A 20,900-nucleotide genomic window follows, 5' to 3' on the forward strand; every position below is an offset into this window, starting at 1 on the left:
ACACAAGAAGATCCATTGAAAGTTTCATGTTTTCATACTATGATTGTCAGGAAAGGTAAATTTTATAAGGAGGGGTTGCGGTTGAAATTTACGGAAAGCGGACTTGAAGGGGTAAAGGCCGAGCTTAGCCGCTTGGATGATCTGATGGAAAGCAAAGGGCTGGTTCGAGCAGGTCAATGGGATTATGAAAGAGTGACCTATGATAAGAAGTTTTCTATGATTGAGGGAACATTTTATCTGCGCATTCAAGGTTATGCGGTAGAGGGGGATATCGGAAGAGGCCAAGCTGTCATTGAATTGATGACCCCTTTATTAGGCAAGCATTATTATCCGCACGGTGTGGAGTATGGAGACGCAGAAGAGTTTCCGATCCAAGTTGTTTCAAAGAGCAAATCGCTGATACAGGAAATATCCGATACCTTAAAAACCGTTCAACTGTAGGCTCTAAAAAAAGGTACAGCCTTTTATGCTGTACCTTTTTACGATAAATGATGCTGAATATACGGCGGTTCCTCTTGTCCGTCTTTTTCCCTCTCCTTTTTCACCCACTGAAAAAAGATAATAGCTAAGCAGGCGCCATACACAATTTCCTGTATGATCTTCATAATGACAGCACCAAGCTGCTGATCTTCAACCAGCGGCAGCGTATTAAACATTTCCGGACCTGTTAACGGGATTTGCCCCAGCATGTCAGCAGGAACACAAAGCTTCATCGCTTCCGCCCAGGCAGACGGTTCAGTATATGTTGCATACAAAGGGGTTCCGCTAAACATAATGAGAGCACAGGCAGGAGTGAGCAAGATGCCATCAGCCATAATATAACCGAGTTTCATCAGCCCGCTAAGCTGCGGCAGTTCCTTAATCTTGTGCACAAGTGGCCACCACATAAAAAAGGCTGTAATGAAGATCAGACAAGTCATCAGCGTATGATACAGCGAATCAGTTTTCACCAAATCAAAAATAAACGGAACATGATAGATTGAAAAAAGGCCATTAAACAAGAGTAAAGCGATTAAAGGCACAGAGAAGAATGAAAATACAGGCTTAACCGCCGGATGAAAAATGAGCTTTCTCCATGCCTGCGCAGGAATTCCCGCAATCAGCAGCGGAGGCACAACCAAATATAAAACCGCCATCTGCCCCATATGCGCGCTGAACATAATATGCCCAAGCAGATCAATCGGGCTTCCCTCAGCCAGATATAAAAAGGCCATTGCAAGGACAAACAATGCCTTCTCTTTCCGCGTCACCTGTTCATGACGTGAAGACAACCGTCTGCACAAAAGAAAATAAAGAACCGTGATCAGCACGAGAAAACAAAAAAGATAAGGGCTCCACATCGCGCGAAACCCAAATATCTCCAGATTATTGATGACCTTCACCTCCCGGCCGCGCCGGCTTTACCACCAAATAATGGTGACAAAAGCCAGCACCGTAATAAATGCGACAAATATCCCTGAATACAGAAATAAAGCCGGCGCTTCATGTCCTTTCTGATTCATATGCATGAAGTAAAAAAGCTGAAAAATCACTTGAATGACTGCCAGAAGAATAATAAACGGAATCGTAAACCAATTGCCGATATCATCCGAAGCCACAGTCAAAAATGCAACAAGCGTGAGACCGATCATCAAACCGAAGGATAAAACTTGGTATTTCATCTCCTCGGCGTTTTTCTTTTTTCGATAAGCAAGATCTGTACTTACGTTCCCTTTGCCTTTTCTATCGTCCATGTTTATCCCACCATCCCCATTAAATATACAACGGTAAAGATAAATACCCACACGACATCAATAAAATGCCAATACAGGCTTGCGACATAAAATTTAGGCGCATTATACAGGCTGAGCCCTCGTTTTGAATTACGGATCATAAGTGCGCTGATCCACAGAAGTCCAAACGCTACGTGAGCGCCGTGTGTGCCGACGAGTGTATAAAATGATGAGCCGAGAGCCGAGCTTGTAATCGTAAAGCCAAACTCATGCGTGTAATGTTTGAATTCATAAATTTCGACGCCTAAGAAACCGGCCCCTAATAAGAGTGTTAATAAGAGCCACAGCTGCATTTTCCCAAACGCGAAGTTTTTCATATGATACATCGCGTATACACTCGTTAAACTGCTCGTTAATAATAGCATCGTCGCAATAAAAACAAGTGACAAATCAAACATCTCTGATGTCGGCGGATCACTGGCATTCGAATTTCTGAGAGCAAGAAATGTCGCAAAGAGAGATGCGAACAGCACAGTCTCTCCGCCAAGGAAAAGCCAAAAGCCCAAAAATTTATTTTTCCCTTCCAGTGTTGCTTTTTCTGGAGAAGCGGGGAAGGTTTCCGCAGTCAGTTGTTCCTCTGTTTGCATCATGTCTTCACTCCTTTATCATCATTGGCTAAATCCTCTTTATGAATATGATAGCCGTGATCATCAATTACTGAGCGAAGCAGCATTGTAAAGAAGGTGATGCCAAGGCCCACAAAGATCACAGGCAGTCCCCAAGCGTGATCTGATCTGTATAACAGCCCGAACGCTGCGACAAAAAGACCGAAAGATATAATGAACGGAAGAATCGACCCGTTCGGCATGTGAATATCGTTTACCGGTTCAGCCGGTGTCATCGACTTGTTTCCGGCCTGCTTTTCGATCCAAAGCGGATCAAGTCCTCTGACAAACGGAAGCTGCTTAAAATTATATTCCGGCGGCGGTGAGGAGACAGCCCATTCAAGCGTTCGTCCGTCATGCCAAGGATCATTGCCGACATATTCGCCTTTAACTGATGTCCAAATCACGTTGACAAGCAAGATAACGACAGCAGCAGCCATGAAAAACGCACCGATCGTACTGATCAGGTTTCCGGCCTCAAGCCCCTGGCCGGGCAAAAAGGTGAAAACACGCCGCGGCATTCCCATTAACCCGAGGAAATGCTGGATAAAGAAAGTAAGGTGAAAACCGATAAAAAATAAAACAAATGAAATTTTCCCCATCGTTTCATGCAGCACTTTGCCGAACATTTTCGGCCACCAGAAATGCACACCGGCCAAGATGCCGAATACAACACCGCCGATAATAACATAATGGAAGTGAGCAACAACGAAATACGTATCATGGAACTGATAGTCTGCCGCCGCTGCCGCCAGCATGACACCCGTCACACCTCCGAGAACAAAGGACGGAATAAACGACACCGCGTACAGCATTGGAGTCGTGTATTTCACGTTTCCTCCCCAAATGGTCAGCAGCCAGTTGAAAATCTTTATTCCCGTCGGTATCGCAATGGCCATTGTGGCGACCGCAAAAATCGCGTTTGCTATCGGTCCAAGCCCTGTTGTAAACATATGGTGCACCCAGACCATAAAGCCCAGAAAACCGATTAACACGATGGCGAACACCATTGAGGAATATCCAAATAATCGCTTCCTGGCAAAAACCGGAATAATTTCCGAGAAAATGCCGAAAGCAGGCAAAATCAATATATATACTTCCGGGTGCCCGAATATCCAGAATAAATGCTCCCAAATAATCGTGTTTCCGCCAAGCTCCGGATTAAAGAAGTTGGTTCCAAACAAACGGTCAAGCATCATAAGGGCCAAACCGACTGTCAACGGCGGAAAAGCGAATAAAATCAGTGCTGACGCAACAAATGTCGTCCATGTAAACAGAGGCATTCTCATGTACGTCAAACCCGGGGCTCTCATGTTTATGATCGTTGCTAAAAAGTTGATCCCGGCTATCAAGGTTCCGAGCCCTGATATTTGCAGACCCAGAACGAAGAAATCAATTCCATGCCCTTTTGAATGAAGAGAAAGTGACGCATACGACGTCCATCCCGCATCAGGAGCCCCTCCCAAAAACCAGCTGAGATTAAGGAATACTCCTCCGAAAAAGAAAAGCCAAAAACCAAGCGCGTTCAAAAACGGAAACGAAACATCACGCGCTCCGATCTGCAGTGGTACTACCGCATTCATAAAACCAAACAAGAGCGGCATCGCTGCTAGGAAAATCATCGTGGTGCCGTGCATCGTCATGATTTCATTGTATAATCCCGCACTGACAAAATCATTACCCGGCTTAGCGAGCTGGATTCTGATAAACATTGCTTCAAGCCCGCCGATAAGAAAGAAAAACCCCCCGGCCGCTAAATAAAGAATCGCAATTTTTTTATGGTCGACTGTCGTTAAATAATCCCAAAGCAAAGATCCGCGCGTCCGCTTTTCTGTAAGCGCATTCAACATGTGTGACCTCCCCCAATATCTCCCTTTCTTCCCTTACTTGCTTCCTGCTTTTAATCCCTTTAAGTATTCATAAAGCGCGTCCATTTCAGCATCAGACAGCTCCGGATATGTTCCTGTCATTTTATTGCCCGGCTTGATGCTCTCGGGATCTTTCAGCCACGCCTTCACATTCTCTTTATTTGCATCTTTAACGCCTGCGACTTTTGATCTTTCCCCAAAGCTGGCCAAATTCGGCGCAGTTCTTGCCGCTTCCGCACGTTTGTCATTCGGTTCTACTGCATGGCAGCTCAGGCAATTCTTTTCCTCAAACAGCTCTTCTCCCTGAGTCGCCAGCTCGTTCTCAGATGTGTGTTTGTAGTTTTTCATTTCCTTCGTCCAATCCTGAAATTCATCGGCTGACAGCGGCTTCACTTTAAAATCCATCAGCGCGTGAGAAGGTCCGCAAAGCTCAGCGCACTTTCCGAAAAAGTATTCTCCCGCTTCTTTACTCCGTTTTGAATCGAAGGTCAAAAAGAATTTATTCTCGTTATCCGTATTTGTATCAATCTTCCCCCCTACCGAAGGAATCCAAAAAGAATGTTTTACATCTGAAGCTTTCAAGTTAAAATACACACGCTGGTCGGTCGGTACAATCAGTTCCTGACTCGTCACGATATCGTAATCAGGATATTCAAACTCCCACCAGTATAAATTGGCTCTGACATTCACAACGAGAGCATCCTCCGCTTTGCGGTTTTTCTTATCCATCGGTGATGTATCCGCAAGCTCCAGCGTATATAATACGACAGGGATGACTAGAACAATCAGCAGCACAATTGGAATCACGGTCCACGTGATTTCTAAAAAGCGATTTCCTTCCACTTGTTTCGGTATGGTGTTCTCTCCCACCCGAGCTCTTCTGAACCTCACAATGACATAAAAGAAAATGATGGACACCACTATGACGACAATGACCATAATGAGTGTACTAAGCACTGTCAGGTAATACTGTTTATCAGCCACCTCGCCGGCAGGCTTGAGTGTGGACAAAAACGGTTTTCCACAGCCGCTTAAGACAAGCGGCACTAAGGCTAATAATGAAATAAGACGCCAATGCTTTAACATTTCACCCAACCCCTTTTTTGATCAATACCAAGGCGGAAATCCAAGGCAGGATTCTTTCTTCAGCCAAATCAGACTCCCTCCGAATAAAGCACTTACATTTCCTCATTTCTTAAAATATGAGTTTTTTTACTCAAAATACCATCTATGTATAAAAGTAAAGCCGCCTGATCAAGCAAAAGGTCAAGGCGGCGTTTACGTAGTTGTCATTTCGTATTATGAAGCGGCAGTTAAGGCTCTGCCTATATTTTTAGAATAGGGTAAAGACGACCATTGCGACAAAATATATCGTTAAGTAATTAAGCGAGTAGACGAACATTAGCGTCGCCCATTTCATAATGTTCTTCATCCGGAAACCCATCAAGCCGAGAACAAGCCAGCCGATGTTTAACAAGGTCCCCAGGATCACGATCGGCAGACCGAGCCCCCCTAAGAAAAACGGGAGAGGAAGCAGACAGGCAACCCAGACAATAATTTGTCTTTTTGTGACTTCAAAACCGTGAACCACCGGAAGCATCGGTATATTCGCTGCCCTGTAATCTTCAGTTTTCTTAATTGCCAAAGCTAAGAAATGCGGAATTTGCCAAATAAACATAATTAAGAATAATACCCATGCCAGTACACTGATGTTTCCTTCAACTGCCGTCCACCCGATTAACGGCGGAACAGCGCCGGATACGCTTCCGACAACCGTATTAATCGTATAATGGCGTTTCGTCCACATCGTATACAGGACAACGTAAGTAAATACTCCGATAAACCCGATAACTGCAGCCATCACTGTTGTCATCAGCAGCATGATTAACCCTAAGGCAACCAGCAATATCCCTGACCACAAAGCCTGATTCGGCTGGATTTTCCCGGTAACCGTCGGCCTTACCTTCGTCCGTTCCATTAAATGGTCAATATCCCGGTCATAATAGTTATTGATGGCGCAAGAGCCCGCAATGATCAGAGAAGACCCTATTAATGTGAGAAGCACGGTATTTAAATTGCCTAAAAAGCTTAAACCGGAAAAATGAAAAGCAAGCCACATTCCGGTAAAGGTTGTAATTAAATTCGAATTCACAATCCCTATTTTGATAAGGGAAAGGAAATCTTTCCACGCTGTTGTTTCTTCAATTTGTCCGTCTATAGCTGTATCATTTAAAATTCTGGAATTAGCCATAACGTAAACCTCCCTTACTCAAACCTAAAAGCAGGTTATTCTTCATGAACCTGCAACTCTATCATACAAGATTATTCCTTGTAAAAAAACATCCTCTTAAATATTAAACGAGAAACAGGAATTTATTTGTGAACTTTTTATGAATTTTACCAAAGATGAAGGCGTTCACCATTTTAAATATGCCGTTACCTTAGTTCTATCAAACCCCGCATGAATAATCAAGGGTACAATTTCCAGAAGTCCGGATTCTATTATATTTTTGTGAACAAAAGGGTCTGGGAATTGCCACGGAACACATCTTCGCTTACACTTGGAACGTATATAAAATTGCAGCAGTTAGTTAAGAAGGTGGATACTTGATGAATAAGTTACTAAAAGCTCTCAGCGTATTAACAACATTTGTGATGCTCATCGTGCTGATTGGCGGCGCTCTCGTCACCAAAACAGGATCAGGCCAAGGGTGCGGAAGACAATGGCCGCTTTGTCACGGGCGATTCTTTCCTGAATTAAATCCCGCTTCTATTATAGAATGGAGCCACAGGCTTGCAAGCGGTGTATCAATTATATTAGTGCTTAGCTTGGCGTTTTGGTCATGGAGAAAAATTACGCCCATCTTCCGTGAGACAACATTTCTCGCTATCATGTCAATTATCTTTTTGTTTCTACAGGCACTGCTCGGCGCATTGGCAGTCGTCTTCGGATCAAACGCGCTCATTATGGCGCTTCACTTTGGAATTTCTCTGATTTCTTTCGCTTCAGTTTTGCTATTAACATTACTGATATTTGAAGCTGATAAATCGGCTAGAAAACTCGTAAAACCGCTTCAGATCGGTAAGAAAATGCAATTTCATATGATAGGCATTCTGATTTATTCCTATATTGTCGTCTATACAGGCGCTTACGTCCGGCATACGAAATCAAGCTTGGCATGTCCGGATGTCCCGTTGTGCAGCCGGCTGAACAACGGCATCCCGACTCAATTTCAAGAATGGGTGCAAATGGGGCACAGAGCGGCAGCCGTTTTGCTGTTTGTCTGGATCATCGTAGCCTCTGTTCATGCCATCACTTCTTATAGGGAGCAAAAACAAATCTTTTGGGGCTGGATCGCCTGCCTCACATTTGTCACATTACAGGCGCTTTCAGGAATTATGATTGTGTACTCCGAAATGGCGCTGGGCTTTGCACTCGCCCACTCATTCTTTATCGCCTGCTTGTTTGGCGTTTTGTGTTATTTCTTATTATTAATTGCACGCTTTCGCTACGAATCAAAACAATCGAACAATTAATTTATAGAAAAAGGCCAAAGCTGGTAAAAAGCTCTGGCCTTTTTTTATGGGATATGTCTCTGGGTCTTGTTTGCCATCATCATCCGGAAAACTTTCGCCATTCATGCACTGTCCTAATGAAATTCTATTCGGGAGATCATCCTGTCAAAACAGTATTAAATGTAAACCTGAAATCTCTGCGATGCTACAATTACTCTTTTTAAGTTTCTCTCCCTTGTTTACCCTTCTTTTACCGGAAATCAAAACAAGAGTGTATATCATCAGATATACACTCTTGCCACTCAAGCCTTTTCTATTTCAAGCAGAAGATCCCCTGTTTGAATCGGATCTCCGTTTTTCACATGTACATTTGTTATTGTTCCTGAGAAAGGCGCCTGTACAGTTGTTTCCATTTTCATTGCTTCGTTAATCATCAGATGATCACCTTTTTCCACCTTCGCTCCAACTTCCGTCAATAGCTTAATAACAGTGCCGGGCATAGATGCCGCAATGTGATTTGGGTTAGACCGGTCGGCCTTTAATTTCTCTTGAACGGAAGATTTAATGCTTTCATCCTTTATGACAACCTCACGCGGCTGGCCGTTCAGTTCGAAGTAAAGGACACGTGTGGCATCAGGCTGAGGCTCTCCAATCGAAACGAGCTTCACAATCAATGTTTTTCCGCGTTCAATTTCAACTTCAATCTCTTCACCGAGTGTCATGCCGTAGAAGAAAGTCGGCGTGTCTAATACGGAAATATCGCCATAGCTTTCAGCCGTTTTCACAAAGTCAGTAAATACTTTAGGGTAGAGCGCATAAGCCACTGCTTCCTGATCTGTGATTTCCGTCCCATGTTTTTCTTTAAATTCCTGTTTAATCGCTTCAAAGGATACTGGTTCAAGCAATTCACCAGGTCTGACCGTGATCGGCTCTTGGCCTTTTAAGATCAGTTTTTGAAGTTTTTCCGGAAATCCGCCGTGCGGCTGGCCGATATTTCCTTTAAACAGCTCCACAACAGAGTCAGGAAAATCCAGTGTTTCGCCTTTTTCGTAAACGTCATTTTCAGACAGATTGTTTTGCACCATATAAAGGGCCATGTCTCCGACTACCTTAGAGGATGGTGTTACCTTCACAATGTCGCCAAACATGTCATTTACACGTCTGTACATCGTTTTTACTTCATTCCAGCGGTCGCCGAGCCCTACACCCTTCGCCTGCTGCTGAAGGTTGCTGTATTGTCCGCCCGGCATCTCATGCTCATAAATTTCTGTATGCGGCGAGTTCATTCCGCTTTCAAATTCATTGTAGTATTTACGGACTGACTCCCAATACTGCGACAGCAACTCAACGCCCTGTACATTCATATTCGGGCGGCGGCCGTTTCCTTCCATCGCATGATAAAATCCGCTTGCGCTCGGCTGAGATGTTAAGCCCGCCATTGAGCTTACTGCCACGTCAACGATGTCCGCGCCTGCTTCTGCTGCTTTCGCATACATGTAAATTCCGTTGCCGCTTGTATCATGCGTGTGAAGATGAACCGGAATATCAACTGTTTCTTTTAACGCAGACACTAATTCATATGCCGCCTGAGGTTTTAACAGGCCGGCCATATCTTTAATGCCTAATATATGGGCTCCGGCTGCTTCAAGCTCCTTCGCCATAGATGTATAGTAAGCCAAATCATATTTAGAGCGGCTCTTATCAAGAATATCTCCGGTATAACAGATCGCCGCTTCTGCTACTTTCCCCGTTTTGCGCACCGCATCAATTGCCAGTGTCATTCCTTTTACCCAGTTAAGACTGTCGAAAATCCTGAACACATCAACGCCGGAATGGGCGGACTGTTTCACAAACTCCTGAATGACATTGTCGGGATAATTTGTATAGCCGACTGCATTTGAAGAACGAAGCAGCATTTGGAACAGCGTATTCGGCACTTCCTTGCGTAAATCCTCCAGGCGTTTCCAAGGATCTTCTTTCAAGAAACGGTACGCTACATCAAAGGTCGCGCCTCCCCAAACCTCCATACTGAAGAGTTCAGGCCATAACACAGACGTAGGATTAGCGATTTTCTTCAAATCGTTTGTTCTGATTCTGGTTGCTAATAGTGACTGATGGGCGTCTCTGAACGTTGTATCCGTTAAAAGAACAGATTTTTGCTCTTTTACCCAATTCGCCAGGCCTTCAGCACCTCTTTCATCGAGAATTTGCTTTGTACCCTTTTTAGGCTCTTCATCAATATTCACTTTAACCGTATGCGGCTTGTCAAAGGCAGGTTTTTCTGTTTTTCCAATCCCCGGGAACCCATTAACTGTCACGTTGCCGATATAAGTCAGCATTTTCGTGCCGCGGTCCTTTTGTTTAGGGAATACGAATAATTCAGGCGTTGTATCGATAAAGGACGTATCATACTGGCCTGTCAGGAATTTTTCATGCTTAGCCACATTTTCAAGAAACGGAATATTTGTTTTAATTCCTCTAATCCGGAATTCTTGAAGGTTCCGAACCATTTTTGCTGATGCCTGTTCAAATGTTAAAGCCCATGTGGACAGCTTCACGAGCAGAGAGTCGTAATACGGTGTAATAACTGCGCCCTGAAAACTGTTCCCGGTATCGAGGCGGACACCAAAGCCGCCGCCTGAGCGGTAAGCCATGATTTTCCCTGTATCAGGCATAAAATCGTTCAGCGGATCTTCCGTTGTGACACGAGACTGGATGGCGTAACCGATTGTGAAAATATCCTTTTGCTCAGGAATGTTTACTTCACGGCTGTGCAGTTCGTACCCTTGTGCAACTAGAATCTGCGTTTGAACAATATCGACTCCTGTAATCATTTCTGTAATCGTATGCTCGACCTGTACACGCGGGTTTACTTCAATGAAGAAAAACTCGTCGTTAGCAACCAGAAATTCTACTGTCCCTGCATTTATGTATTGAACATTTTTAGCGAGCGCCACTGCAGCTTCGCAAATCTGATCTCTCAATTCATTTGAGAGCGACACACTTGGTGCTACCTCGATGACTTTTTGATGGCGTCTTTGAACGGAGCAGTCTCTTTCATAGAGATGAACGACATTGCCGTTTTTATCCCCAATGACCTGGACTTCAATATGTTTTGGGTTTTCGATCAGTTTCTCTACATAAACTTCATCATTTCCAAAAGCTGCTTTCGCTTCAGATTTCGCACGTTCAAACGCTTCTTTAACTTCATTTTCACTTCTGACAATCCTCATACCGCGTCCGCCGCCGCCAAGTGAAGCTTTAATAATGAACGGGTAGCCATGGACTTGTCCGAATTGCTCAACAGCATCGAGTGTTTCTGCCGGTCCGTCGCTTCCCGGTATAACAGGGATTCCTGCTTTTTCTGCTTGCTCACGGGCTTTCACTTTGTCACCAAACATATTTAAATGCTCTGAAGTCGGTCCGATAAAGACGATCCCTTCCTCTTCACACCGTTTCGCAAATTGAATATTTTCAGATAAGAAACCATATCCCGGGTGAATGGCGTCCACCTGGTTTCTCTTTGCAATTTCAATGATTCCCTCGATATCCAGATAAGCGTCAATCGGCTTTTTACCTTCACCGACCAGATACGCTTCATCCGCTTTGTAGCGATGATAAGAACCTGAATCTTCTTTTGAATAAACTGCAACTGTACGGATATTCAGCTCTGTACAAGCCCGGAATATCCGAATAGCGATTTCCCCTCTGTTGGCAACTAAAACCTTTTGTATCAACTGTTGTTGTGACAAATTTCTCTCCCCCTTGTCCCATTTAATAATCTATAATAAAGGAATATCCTCCCCATGTATACACTTGTTTTTTACAGATAAACAGATTTTTTCACCTGTTTCTTTTTCAACCCCTTTGGTGATAAAGGCTCTTTCTTTTTCTTTTTTTCGAAATAGTCAACAAACATGCTGATATTGACCAAAATTCCCGTGCTGCCTAATAATAAAAGCAATGAAGAGCCTCCATAACTGACAAACGGCAGCGTCACACCCGTAATCGGAATTAAACCGCTGACACCGCCAAGGTTAATGAACGATTGAATGGCAATCATGCTGGATATCCCGATCGCAAGCAGGCTCCCAAACGGATCTTCACACTTGCGGGCAATATAAAAGCCTTTTAAAACGATAAAGCTCAACAGAAAAATAACAAATAAAACTCCAAAAACACCTAGTTCTTCAGCGATGACGGCCATGATAAAGTCGGTATGCGATTCAGGCAGGTAACCATACTTCTGAATGCTTTCTCCAAGACCGAGACCGAAAATCCCGCCCGACCCGATCGCATAATAAGAGTTGACAACCTGAAGTCCTGATGAATTCGCATAATTAAATGGGTTCTCAAAACTTTCAAAACGGGCTAATCTGCCTTCTGTCAAAATGCTGTCCAAATTAAAATAAACGAGAGGACTGACGAGCAGCAAAACAATTCCGCTCATGACCACAAGCTTTAATAGGGTTTTTCCGCTGAATCCCGAGCATAAAATCATGCACAGCGCAATCATCCCGATAATCATCGCTGTACCAAGATCGGGCTGAATGGCGATTAACGAGCAGATAATGACTGTGACAACCACCGGCGGCGCCACCCCGGTTAATAACTGGTCGATGTAGCTTTGTTTTTTGGCGTAAACAGCCGCAAGGTATAAAATGACTGTCAGCTTTACGAATTCACCGGGCTGAATGCTGATCCCAAAAATTTTAAACCAGCTTTGCGCATTACCGGCTACATGTCCGAATCCAAAGAGTGCAATCAACGCGATTAAAGATGTGAGCAGCATTATTTTTTGAAATTTCTGATTGGCGAGCGCCTTGTACGGGAATAACGCCATGATAATAAACAAAATACTTCCCGCTATGAAAAACAGCACCTGCCTATTAAAGAAAAAATCACTGTTCACTCCGTAGCGCGAAACAGCGGTAATCATACTGGCGCTGTATACCATCACTAAACCGAATCCGCATAGTAAAATAATTGCGAATATCAATGAGTAATCATAAGATTTTAACATTCTTTTTAACATAACATCCTCTTCCCTGCTTCCTGCTTCCAGTGAATATGTACCTTTTTTATTTTACTACAATTTATGAATCAGCACGAAGATTCTCTATAAGATTCGGATGAACTGTGCAAAAAAAGTCCGTCTTAACGAAGTGAATAAACCCTTATAATCGCGGTTACAAAAAAACCCAAACCGTTAATCGAGTTTGAGTTTTATCATTTATTTTCCTGTAAACGCGTCATGTAAAGCTGACAATTCGCGTTCCAATGTGGTTAAAAGCTCTTTTCCGTCTTTTTCATCAACTAATCCCAGACGGACAGCAAAATCGATCTCCCTCGACAGTCCGAACATTTGAGTATCCAAAACCTCTTCATAAAGAGGACATTGAGGCATCGTTAAGTTATCCATTTGTACTCGGATCAGCTTCAAAATCTTCTCAGCATCTAATTTCAGCAAATCTAGTGCCTTCTGCCGATGGTCAACTATCATCTCTGAAGCCAAAAGTATCCCTCCGTTCCCCAGGCGAGTACCTAATTCTTCTATTTATCATAAATGGTATCAGCTAAAATTGCAAGAGGATTTACGCAGATGTCATGATAATAGCGAAATTAAAAAATACTCAGCCTGTATGTCTCAGACATTAATTCCAAAAGCTTCACGCCCGCTATGCTGTTGCCTTTTTCATCTAAGGCCGGACCGAAAATGCCGATGCCGAAATCATATGGCGAGATGCCCATGATGCCCCCTGATACTCCGCTTTTCGCAGGAACTCCGATCTTGATGGCAAATTCTCCGCTTGCATTATACATGCCGCATGTCACCATGAAAGTTTTGCAAATTCTGGCAACATCTTTCGGGATGACTTGCTCCCCCGTTTCAGGATGTTTTCCGTTTAAAGCAAATACACATCCGATTTTGGCCAAATCAAGACTGTTCATCTCAATCGCGCATTGTTTGGTATATAAATCCATCACAGATTCCACATCACCATGAAGGATCTCATATTGTTTCATGTAATAACACATTGCCCTATTAATCATAGATGTTTTATATTCAGACTCCGCCACATTTTGGCAGTATGTTATCTTCTCATTGTTCGCAAGCCTTCTGATAAACGCAAGTAAATAATCGAGTCTGTCTTTTGCAGACTTTCCTTTGATTAAGCTCGTAACTACTAGTGCGCCAGCATTGATCATCGGATTTAACGGTTTGCTCGGATTCACCGTTTCCAGCTTTATAATAGAATTAAACGGGTCTCCGGTCGGTTCTTGCCCCACATAGCTGAATACCCTGTCTTTACCATAATCCATCAACACGAGCGCAAGCGACAATACTTTAGATATGCTTTGAAGAGTAAATGTTTTTTCTATATCACCGGCTGACAGACATGTATTCTCTGTATAATATATCGCCACAGAAAGGTCATTCTCATCAGCCTCTGCCAATGCAGGAATATAATCAGCCACTTTTCCCCGCCCTGTCATTTTTTTCGCTTCTCGCACTAGTGCTTCCAACTCATCATTATGCCGGCATACCATATGATCACCCTCGCTCTTCAGCAGTTCATTACACATAATTTGTTACGTAAAGTGACAATTCATGCGAAAACTTTTATACTTTTGAGAGAAGGAGGTCATAAGCATGAGTATCATACAAGTAAAAGGCAATGTTACATACCCGATTACGATTGATCCAAGCGTTTGGATTTTTGATGACCGCAAGTTCCCATTTGACAGTTGGAATAAAGAATCCGCAACCAGCTATCAAACGGGGGAAGAGCAAGAAACACTGGATACAGAGCGTCTGATCAGGGAAGGGCAAATTGCCCCGCCGACATTAAAAACAGAAAAGCGGTTCGAAAAAGAAAAACTGATGAATGGCAGCTTTGCGATGAAACTAGGCACTGTGCTGAAAAATGCCGAGCCACTGGAATCTGCTGCCCAATGTGTATTTATCACCAATACGGAAAGAATTTCTGTTCCGCTGGATAAGGCACTGGACAGTATTGTCCATTTTAGTGAAACCGGCAAACCGTTACAAGAGGACGGTCCCGTTCACATTTATTTTGCCGATCACTCAAATCGTGAGCAGCCGATCACCGGCCTAAAAGAATTAGAAATTATCTAAGGCATAAGCTACAGCAGATCCGCAGCTAGCTGGGCGAGTCCGGACCGCTCCCCTTTTAGAAGCTTGACACTGCCGGAAATATGCTGTTCTTTAAACCGTTCCACCACATATGCAAGACCATTATTTAAACTGTCTAAATATGGGTGATCTATTTGTTCTGGATCACCCATCAATACGATTTTACTGCCTTCCCCGACCCTAGTCAGTAAAGTTTTCACTTCATGCTTGGTCAGGTTTTGCGCCTCATCAATGATGATAAATTGATCCGGAATGCTCCTTCCCCTGATATATGTCAGCGCCTCCACTTGAATCGAACCGATCCCGGCCAAAATGGCCTCCAGCTCTCCCGGTTTCTTTGCGTTGAACAGAAACTCCAAGTTATCAAAAATAGGCTGCATCCATGGTTTAAGCTTTTCCTCTTTTTCTCCCGGCAAATAGCCGATATCTTTTCCGACCGGGACGATTGGCCTTGCGACAATGAGCTTTTTATAAATGCCTAAGTCTTCGGTCTGCAATAGCCCAGCCGCCAAAGCAAGAAGCGTTTTGCCTGTGCCCGCTTTTCCTGTCAAGGTGACGAGCGGAATATCTTCGCGCAGCAAAAGCTCTAGAGCCATAGTCTGCTGCACATTTTTCGGTCTGATTCCCCATACGTGCTCATCATCAAACACAAGCCTTTTAACGATTGTTCCGGTTTTGTCAGCTATGCCGACCGCAGAAGAAGATCCGCCCAGCTCATCCTTCATTAACGCAAACTGATTCGGATAAAACCGATGGTGCTTTAGATCCTTCGCCTCAATTTGGTTTTTCCCATAAAAAGAGGAAAAGAGTTCTTTATTGATATACAAATCTTTATAGCCGGCATACATGTCATCATTGTCCACAACCCGATCATTTAAAAAGTCCTCAGCCAAGAGACCGATCGCATCCGCTTTCACTCTCACCAGCACGTCCTTACTGACCAGTATGACAGGCCGTCCCTCTTCCTTTGTTTCTTCTTCGAGACTTAAATTTTTAGCAACCGCCAGTATACGATTGTCATTTGTTTTTTCAATAAATATTTCTTGAAGCTGATGGAAAGAGCGGTGGTTCAGCTCAATCCTGAGCGTTCCTCCGCAGTCGAGCGGCACTTGTTCATGCAGTCTTCCCTTCAGCCTTAATCCGTCAATCAGCTTAGATACGTGCCTCGCGTTCCTCCCAACTTCGTCCATATACCGCTTTTTTGAGTCAACCTCTTCTAAAACGACAGCAGGGATGACAACTTCATTTTCTTCAAAAGAAAAAATGGCGTTAGGATCCTGCAATAATACGTTCGTATCTAACACATAAATTTTACTCAAGTCTCAGCCTCCCGATATAAGGGTCAAAGTCCTTCCTGCTTCTCTTAGATGAAAAATGGTGAAGTGCCTGCTAAAATATATGTTTTTGTGAATAAAGATAGAAGGTTAATTCAACAATAAAATTATTGAATGCATTTCAAGGAGGGAACCTGCAAGTGCGAATTCTTTTCATTATCATCCAAGCTGTTCTTGTGCTGTCAGCATGTGCCAACCAACAGGGAGACTCTAAGCAGCATCTCCAAAATGATTCCGCGAGACAAGAGAATTCTAAACCGATTCATGTGAAAAACACTTCACAGGAAACCGCAGACAATACATCCCGGCCAGACATTGCAAAGCACCTTGTCAAGGTCACAGAGAGAGTGCCTGAAGTAAAAGATGCCACAGCCATCGTTCTTGGAAGATATGCGGTTGTCGGCATTGATGTGGACGACACCCTGGAGAGAAGCAAAGTTGAAACCATCAAGTACTCCGTCGCTCAAGCCTTAAAGAATGACCCATACGGCGCCAATGCCGCTGTCGTTGCTGACCCGGACACAGTCAGCCGTTTACAGGAAATGGGCAGGGAGATCACCGCCGGGCGTCCGGTCACAGGCATTTTGGATGAACTGGCTGCAATTGTCGGCCGAGTGCTCCCTGAAGTGCCAAACGACGTGACAGACAACGAAAAAGAGTCACAGACCGAACATAATAATGACCAACTTAATCAAAAGCAGAAAAAAGAACTGGATCAGGAACAAAACGACCAATCAGACAATCATATGAAAAAGAACAAAAATGATTAAGCTTTAAGCCAAACGGCTTAAGCTTTTTCTTTTTTTCGAAAAACGGAAATCCATGGTATAATGCTTTTCAGAGTGAAAGAGGTGATATTCAATGAGGGTTCAATGTTCTATTTGCGACAAGATTGAACAAATTGATGATGAAACACTGATGGCGAAACGGCTTCGAAACCGCCCGATTCATACATATATGTGCCAAGTATGTCATGAACGGATAAAAATCAGGACTGAAGAACGGTTGAACACCGGGCGCTTCTCTTTTCACCCTGGACAACCTAAAAAAGAAAAAGTGAAAAAATGAGGCATGGTCCGCGTATGAAACGCATATCAGCCCCAGGCCAGATTTTTTACTATTGATCTTAATTACCTTCACATAAAAAATGCCGCTCATTTCCGGCGCTTCCTATTACGATTATCATTCTTGTCAGAAAAAAATGACTTAGCCGCTTGGCTAAGTCATTTTTATTTACGATTCCGCCGACTGTTCTTTTTTCGACTGATGCAAACGGATTTTGTATATGATTAAAATCAGCGCTGCCACAACCAACCCCTCGGCGACTGGCAAAAACACACCCAAAAAGGTTAATACAGTACAGCCGAGCGCTAAAAACAAGTAGACAACGGCTGATTTTAAAATAGGAAGCCGCTTGGCAAAGCCGAGTTTAAATACGATAACAGCCAAAACAAAGATCGTTCCGTATAACAGCCACATGCCCGTTCCCGGCTGCTCATCCACTTTATAGAGAGCAGCAAAGAACGACAGGCGTTCGCTCACTTCATTCAAAAAGGTTCCCTCCCCTATAACGTGCAGGTACTACCTTTTCAAATTCTGCAAGGGATTAGGACAATCCTGCTGTTTTTTTCTTTTTAGCAGATTTTTCGCGTTCGTTTTTATTAAGGATTTTCTTTCTTAAACGGATGGATTCTGGCGTTACTTCGCAATATTCATCTTCATTTAAGTACTCTAAAGATTCCTCAAGAGACATGATACGCGCTTTTTTAATGGTTGTTGTCTGGTCTTTAGTAGCTGAACGCACGTTTGTCTGCTGTTTCATTTTACTTACGTTAACAACCAAGTCGTTGTCACGGTTATGTTCGCCGACAATCATTCCTTCGTATACTTCTGTACCAGGCTCAACAAAAATCACACCGCGGTCTTCAATTCCTTGAATTCCGTAAGCCGTAGATTTTCCGTTTTCCATTGAAACAAGCACACCTTGACGACGTCCGCCGACTTGGCCTTTTTGCATCGGCTGGTAGCTGTCAAATGTATGGTTAAGAATACCGAAGCCTCGCGTTAATGAAAGGAACTCAGTTGAGTATCCGATTAAGCCGCGGGAAGGCACAGTAAAGATCAGGCGGACTTGCCCGTTACCGTTATTGATCATATCAATCATTTCGCCTTTTCTTGCACCCATTGACTCCATAACAGAACCGGTATGCTCTTCAGGCACATCAATTTGAACCCGTTCTACAGGCTCACAGCGGACACCGTCGATATCTCTGACGATAACTTCAGGTTTTGATACTTGCAGCTCATAACCTTCACGGCGCATGTTTTCAATTAAAATAGACAAGTGAAGCTCACCGCGTCCGGATACCACCCAAGCGTCAGGTGATGCAGTCGGCTCTACGCGCAAGCTGACATCTGTCTGAAGCTGGGCTTGAAGGCGCTCTTCAATTTTACGTGAAGTAACGTATTTTCCTTCTCGGCCTGCGAAGGGACTGTTATTCACAACAAATGTCATTTGAAGAGTAGGCTCATCAATGCGAAGGATCGGCAGCGGCTCTTGATGCTCAACAGGACACACCGTTTCACCGACGTTAATATCCTCCATACCTGAAACAGCCACAAGATCTCCGGCTTTCGCTTCTTCAATTTCCACACGCTTCAAGCCTTGGAAACCTAAGATTTTCGTTACGCGGAAAGATTTTGCTGTTCCGTCAAGCTTCATTAAGGAAACTTGCTGTCCGACTTTCATCGTTCCGCGGAATACACGTCCGATTCCAATACGGCCGACATAATCGTTGTAATCAAGAAGTGCAACTTGGAATTGAAGCGGCTCTTCAGAATTATCAACAGGAGCAGGAACATGATTTACAATCGTTTCATATAAAGATTCCATGTTTTCATCTTGCTGTTTCGGGTCCAGGCTGGCTGTCCCGTTAATCGCAGAAGCATAAACAACAGGGAATTCAAGCTGTTCTTCAGAAGCGTCAAGCTCGATAAACAAGTCAAGAACTTCATCAATTACTTCTTCAGGACGTGCAAAATCACGGTCGATTTTGTTTACAACAACAACCGGGTTAAGGTTTTGTTCCAGTGCTTTCTTTAATACGAAACGAGTCTGCGGCATACAGCCTTCATAGGCATCAACAACAAGCAATACGCCGTCAACCATTTTCATGATACGTTCTACTTCTCCCCCGAAATCTGCGTGTCCCGGAGTATCCAAAATATTAATGCGTGTATCTTTATAATTAATCGCAGTATTTTTCGCTAATATTGTAATACCGCGTTCGCGTTCAAGATCATTTGAGTCCATAGCGCGCTCGGCGATATTTTCGTTGGCACGGAACGTACCAGCCTGATGCAAAAGCTGATCGACCAATGTCGTTTTCCCATGGTCAACGTGGGCAATAATCGCGATGTTGCGAAGATCTGTTCGAAGTTTCACATTTTCATCTCCTAAAATAAATAGATAACTTTCATATTATATCACACATCCTCTTTAAAAGCGTCACGTTTTTCTGTAAACTTATGATGAAGATGTAAAAAGGGGATGGCGGATTATGAAAAAGATCAAATGGGTTTTATTATTATTTGCATTCGCGGCAGTTTTCAGCATTATGCTGATCGGCGTCTCAATCGCCGAAAAAAGCGCATTAGGCATCATTGGAAGCATCTTGCTTGTCTGTGCTGTCATGGGAAGCGGATTCACTTTAAAAAGAAAAATGCGCGAACAAGGGCTGCTTGATTAAAAGCATTACCGTTCAGCGAAAAAATTAATCACAGAAAGAAAAAACACCGCTCTCTATAGCGGTGTTTTTTAAGTCTTATCTCACCCGAAAGCTAGTCAGGAAGCCGCAAAATAAATTCAGGATGTTAGTTCATTCAGCTGAGATTCCTATTTTTTAACAGAACAAATAGTCCGCCGGTAAAAGACATAAAATAACATAAAGCCCATTTTTCTTACACCATTCTCCCCCTATAATGGTTAATGTAACCAAAACATTCACAAAAAGGGAGAGAAAAAAATGAACAAACCATTCTTTAAAAAAGCCATATTAACAACTGCCGCTCTTACTTCAGCCACTTTGCTTGCGTTCGGACCTGACGCTTCCGCCAGTGAAAGAGCATTTAATTCCAGCACGTCGGTTGCGAATCATACTGTTGTAAACCAAGAGGATCTTGAAAAATTTATCGATATCTTAAATCAGTCTATATATGAAAAGGACGGCAAATACTTTTTTGACAGTGAAAAAGCAGTCGAATTGGGTCTGACAGAGGAAGAAGCTCAAGTTATCGCGAAAATTTGGGATACATCATCCGAATTCATTGAGATCGTATCACAGAGTATTTATATAGAAGATGGTGAGTACAAATTTGATGTTGAGAAAGCGCAGGAGCTTGGTTTCACGGAAAAAGAAGCTCTTATTGTCGATAAGATTTTCACTTCCTTCTCTCATAAAATTCAAATTCTTCAGGCATCCATTGTTAAAGCAGATGGTGAATATTCATTTGATAATGATGCAGCAATCGAAGCAGGTGCCACACCTGTACAAGTGAAAATTTATGAAAAGCTTTTCAGTTCTCTCTCTCAAGAGCAGTTGGCGGCTATATATAACGCGCTCCACCCTGAAGCTTAACCATCAAAA

General features: G+C 43.3%; 20 protein-coding genes. 7 read left to right on the plus strand and 13 right to left on the minus strand.

The genetic code is table 11. The features are described 5' to 3' along the window. Nucleotides 1-39 precede the first annotated feature (39 nt). Nucleotides 40-441, plus strand: a complete 402-nt coding sequence (locus GXP75_RS01905; RefSeq protein WP_242556026.1) for a YugN family protein — start codon at nt 40-42, stop codon at nt 439-441. 38 nt (nt 442-479) lie between these two features. Here GXP75_RS01905 and ctaG read toward each other — a convergent pair whose 3' ends face one another. The 6 genes from ctaG to cyoE form a co-directional block, all read right to left on the minus strand. Next, nucleotides 480-1,373 (minus strand): cytochrome c oxidase assembly factor CtaG, encoded by an 894-nt coding sequence (gene ctaG / locus GXP75_RS01910; protein WP_242556275.1) that lies wholly within the window; start codon nt 1,371-1,373, stop codon nt 480-482. 27 nt (nt 1,374-1,400) lie between these two features. Continuing rightward, nucleotides 1,401-1,733, minus strand: a complete 333-nt coding sequence (gene ctaF / locus GXP75_RS01915; RefSeq protein WP_003329094.1) for a cytochrome c oxidase subunit IVB — start codon at nt 1,731-1,733, stop codon at nt 1,401-1,403. Nucleotides 1,734-1,735: 2 nt separating this feature from the next. Next, complete coding sequence (gene ctaE, locus GXP75_RS01920) at nt 1,736-2,359, minus strand: cytochrome c oxidase subunit III (RefSeq protein WP_106045097.1); 624 nt, start codon at nt 2,357-2,359, stop codon at nt 1,736-1,738. Beyond that, the gene (gene ctaD, locus GXP75_RS01925; protein ID WP_150223792.1) at nt 2,359-4,227 is read right to left on the minus strand and encodes a cytochrome c oxidase subunit I; all 1,869 of its coding nucleotides are present in this window, start codon (nt 4,225-4,227) and stop codon (nt 2,359-2,361) included. The genes ctaE and ctaD overlap by 1 nt, the downstream gene beginning before the upstream one ends. 33 nt (nt 4,228-4,260) lie before the next feature. After that, complete coding sequence (gene coxB, locus GXP75_RS01930; protein ID WP_106044898.1) at nt 4,261-5,331, minus strand: cytochrome c oxidase subunit II; 1,071 nt, start codon at nt 5,329-5,331, stop codon at nt 4,261-4,263. 247 nt (nt 5,332-5,578) lie between these two features. Continuing rightward, nucleotides 5,579-6,496, minus strand: a complete 918-nt coding sequence (cyoE, locus tag GXP75_RS01935; protein WP_003329098.1) for a heme o synthase — start codon at nt 6,494-6,496, stop codon at nt 5,579-5,581. Between the two features lie 359 nt (nt 6,497-6,855). Here cyoE and ctaA point away from each other — a divergent pair, with 359 nt between their 5' ends. Continuing rightward, on the plus strand, nt 6,856-7,782 hold the full coding sequence (gene ctaA / locus GXP75_RS01940; RefSeq protein ID WP_013390501.1) for a heme A synthase CtaA: 927 nt from the start codon (nt 6,856-6,858) through the stop codon (nt 7,780-7,782). Between the two features lie 281 nt (nt 7,783-8,063). Here ctaA and pyc read toward each other — a convergent pair whose 3' ends face one another. From pyc to glsA, 4 genes are all read right to left on the minus strand, one after another. Beyond that, nucleotides 8,064-11,513 carry a pyruvate carboxylase gene (gene pyc / locus GXP75_RS01945; RefSeq protein ID WP_242556027.1) on the minus strand — a complete coding sequence of 1,150 codons (3,450 nt, stop codon included), beginning with the start codon at nt 11,511-11,513 and terminating at the stop codon, nt 8,064-8,066. Between the two features lie 71 nt (nt 11,514-11,584). Continuing rightward, nucleotides 11,585-12,796, minus strand: a complete 1,212-nt coding sequence (locus GXP75_RS01950) for an FtsW/RodA/SpoVE family cell cycle protein (RefSeq protein ID WP_214914759.1) — start codon at nt 12,794-12,796, stop codon at nt 11,585-11,587. 198 nt (nt 12,797-12,994) lie between these two features. Beyond that, the gene (locus tag GXP75_RS01955) at nt 12,995-13,276 is read right to left on the minus strand and encodes an Fpa/YlaN family protein (RefSeq protein ID WP_003329103.1); all 282 of its coding nucleotides are present in this window, start codon (nt 13,274-13,276) and stop codon (nt 12,995-12,997) included. 107 nt (nt 13,277-13,383) lie between these two features. After that, complete coding sequence (glsA, locus tag GXP75_RS01960; protein ID WP_003329104.1) at nt 13,384-14,313, minus strand: glutaminase A; 930 nt, start codon at nt 14,311-14,313, stop codon at nt 13,384-13,386. A 103-nt stretch (nt 14,314-14,416) separates the two neighbouring features. On the opposite strand from glsA, the gene GXP75_RS01965 reads away from it, so the two are divergent. Further along, on the plus strand, nt 14,417-14,902 hold the full coding sequence (locus GXP75_RS01965; protein ID WP_106044892.1) for a hypothetical protein: 486 nt from the start codon (nt 14,417-14,419) through the stop codon (nt 14,900-14,902). Nucleotides 14,903-14,910: 8 nt separating this feature from the next. Here the strand turns inward: GXP75_RS01965 and GXP75_RS01970 are convergent, their stop codons facing one another. Further along, the gene (locus GXP75_RS01970) at nt 14,911-16,239 is read right to left on the minus strand and encodes a PhoH family protein (protein ID WP_214914762.1); all 1,329 of its coding nucleotides are present in this window, start codon (nt 16,237-16,239) and stop codon (nt 14,911-14,913) included. Nucleotides 16,240-16,394: 155 nt separating this feature from the next. Between GXP75_RS01970 and GXP75_RS01975 the strand changes: the two genes are divergently transcribed. Beyond that, complete coding sequence (locus GXP75_RS01975) at nt 16,395-17,024, plus strand: YhcN/YlaJ family sporulation lipoprotein (protein WP_214914765.1); 630 nt, start codon at nt 16,395-16,397, stop codon at nt 17,022-17,024. Between the two features lie 91 nt (nt 17,025-17,115). Further along, a complete protein-coding gene (locus tag GXP75_RS01980; protein ID WP_003329108.1) occupies nt 17,116-17,322 on the plus strand; it encodes a YlaI family protein in 207 nt (68 codons plus the stop codon). Between the two features lie 165 nt (nt 17,323-17,487). Here the strand turns inward: GXP75_RS01980 and GXP75_RS01985 are convergent, their stop codons facing one another. Both GXP75_RS01985 and typA read right to left on the minus strand, forming a co-directional pair. Then, complete coding sequence (locus GXP75_RS01985) at nt 17,488-17,805, minus strand: YlaH-like family protein (RefSeq protein ID WP_003329109.1); 318 nt, start codon at nt 17,803-17,805, stop codon at nt 17,488-17,490. A 55-nt stretch (nt 17,806-17,860) separates the two neighbouring features. Beyond that, the gene (typA, locus tag GXP75_RS01990) at nt 17,861-19,699 is read right to left on the minus strand and encodes a translational GTPase TypA (RefSeq protein WP_061571472.1); all 1,839 of its coding nucleotides are present in this window, start codon (nt 19,697-19,699) and stop codon (nt 17,861-17,863) included. A gap of 115 nt (nt 19,700-19,814) precedes the next feature. On the opposite strand from typA, the gene GXP75_RS01995 reads away from it, so the two are divergent. Beyond that, entirely contained in the window at nt 19,815-20,003 is a 189-nt protein-coding gene (locus GXP75_RS01995; RefSeq protein ID WP_003329112.1) for a YlaF family protein, read from the plus strand. A 276-nt stretch (nt 20,004-20,279) separates the two neighbouring features. Next, the gene (locus GXP75_RS02000; RefSeq protein WP_242556028.1) at nt 20,280-20,891 is read left to right on the plus strand and encodes a hypothetical protein; all 612 of its coding nucleotides are present in this window, start codon (nt 20,280-20,282) and stop codon (nt 20,889-20,891) included. The last annotated feature ends 9 nt before the right edge of the window (nt 20,892-20,900 follow it).

Source organism: Bacillus sp. HU-1818 (genome assembly GCF_022695965.1).
GTDB lineage: Bacteria > Bacillota > Bacilli > Bacillales > Bacillaceae > Bacillus > Bacillus atrophaeus.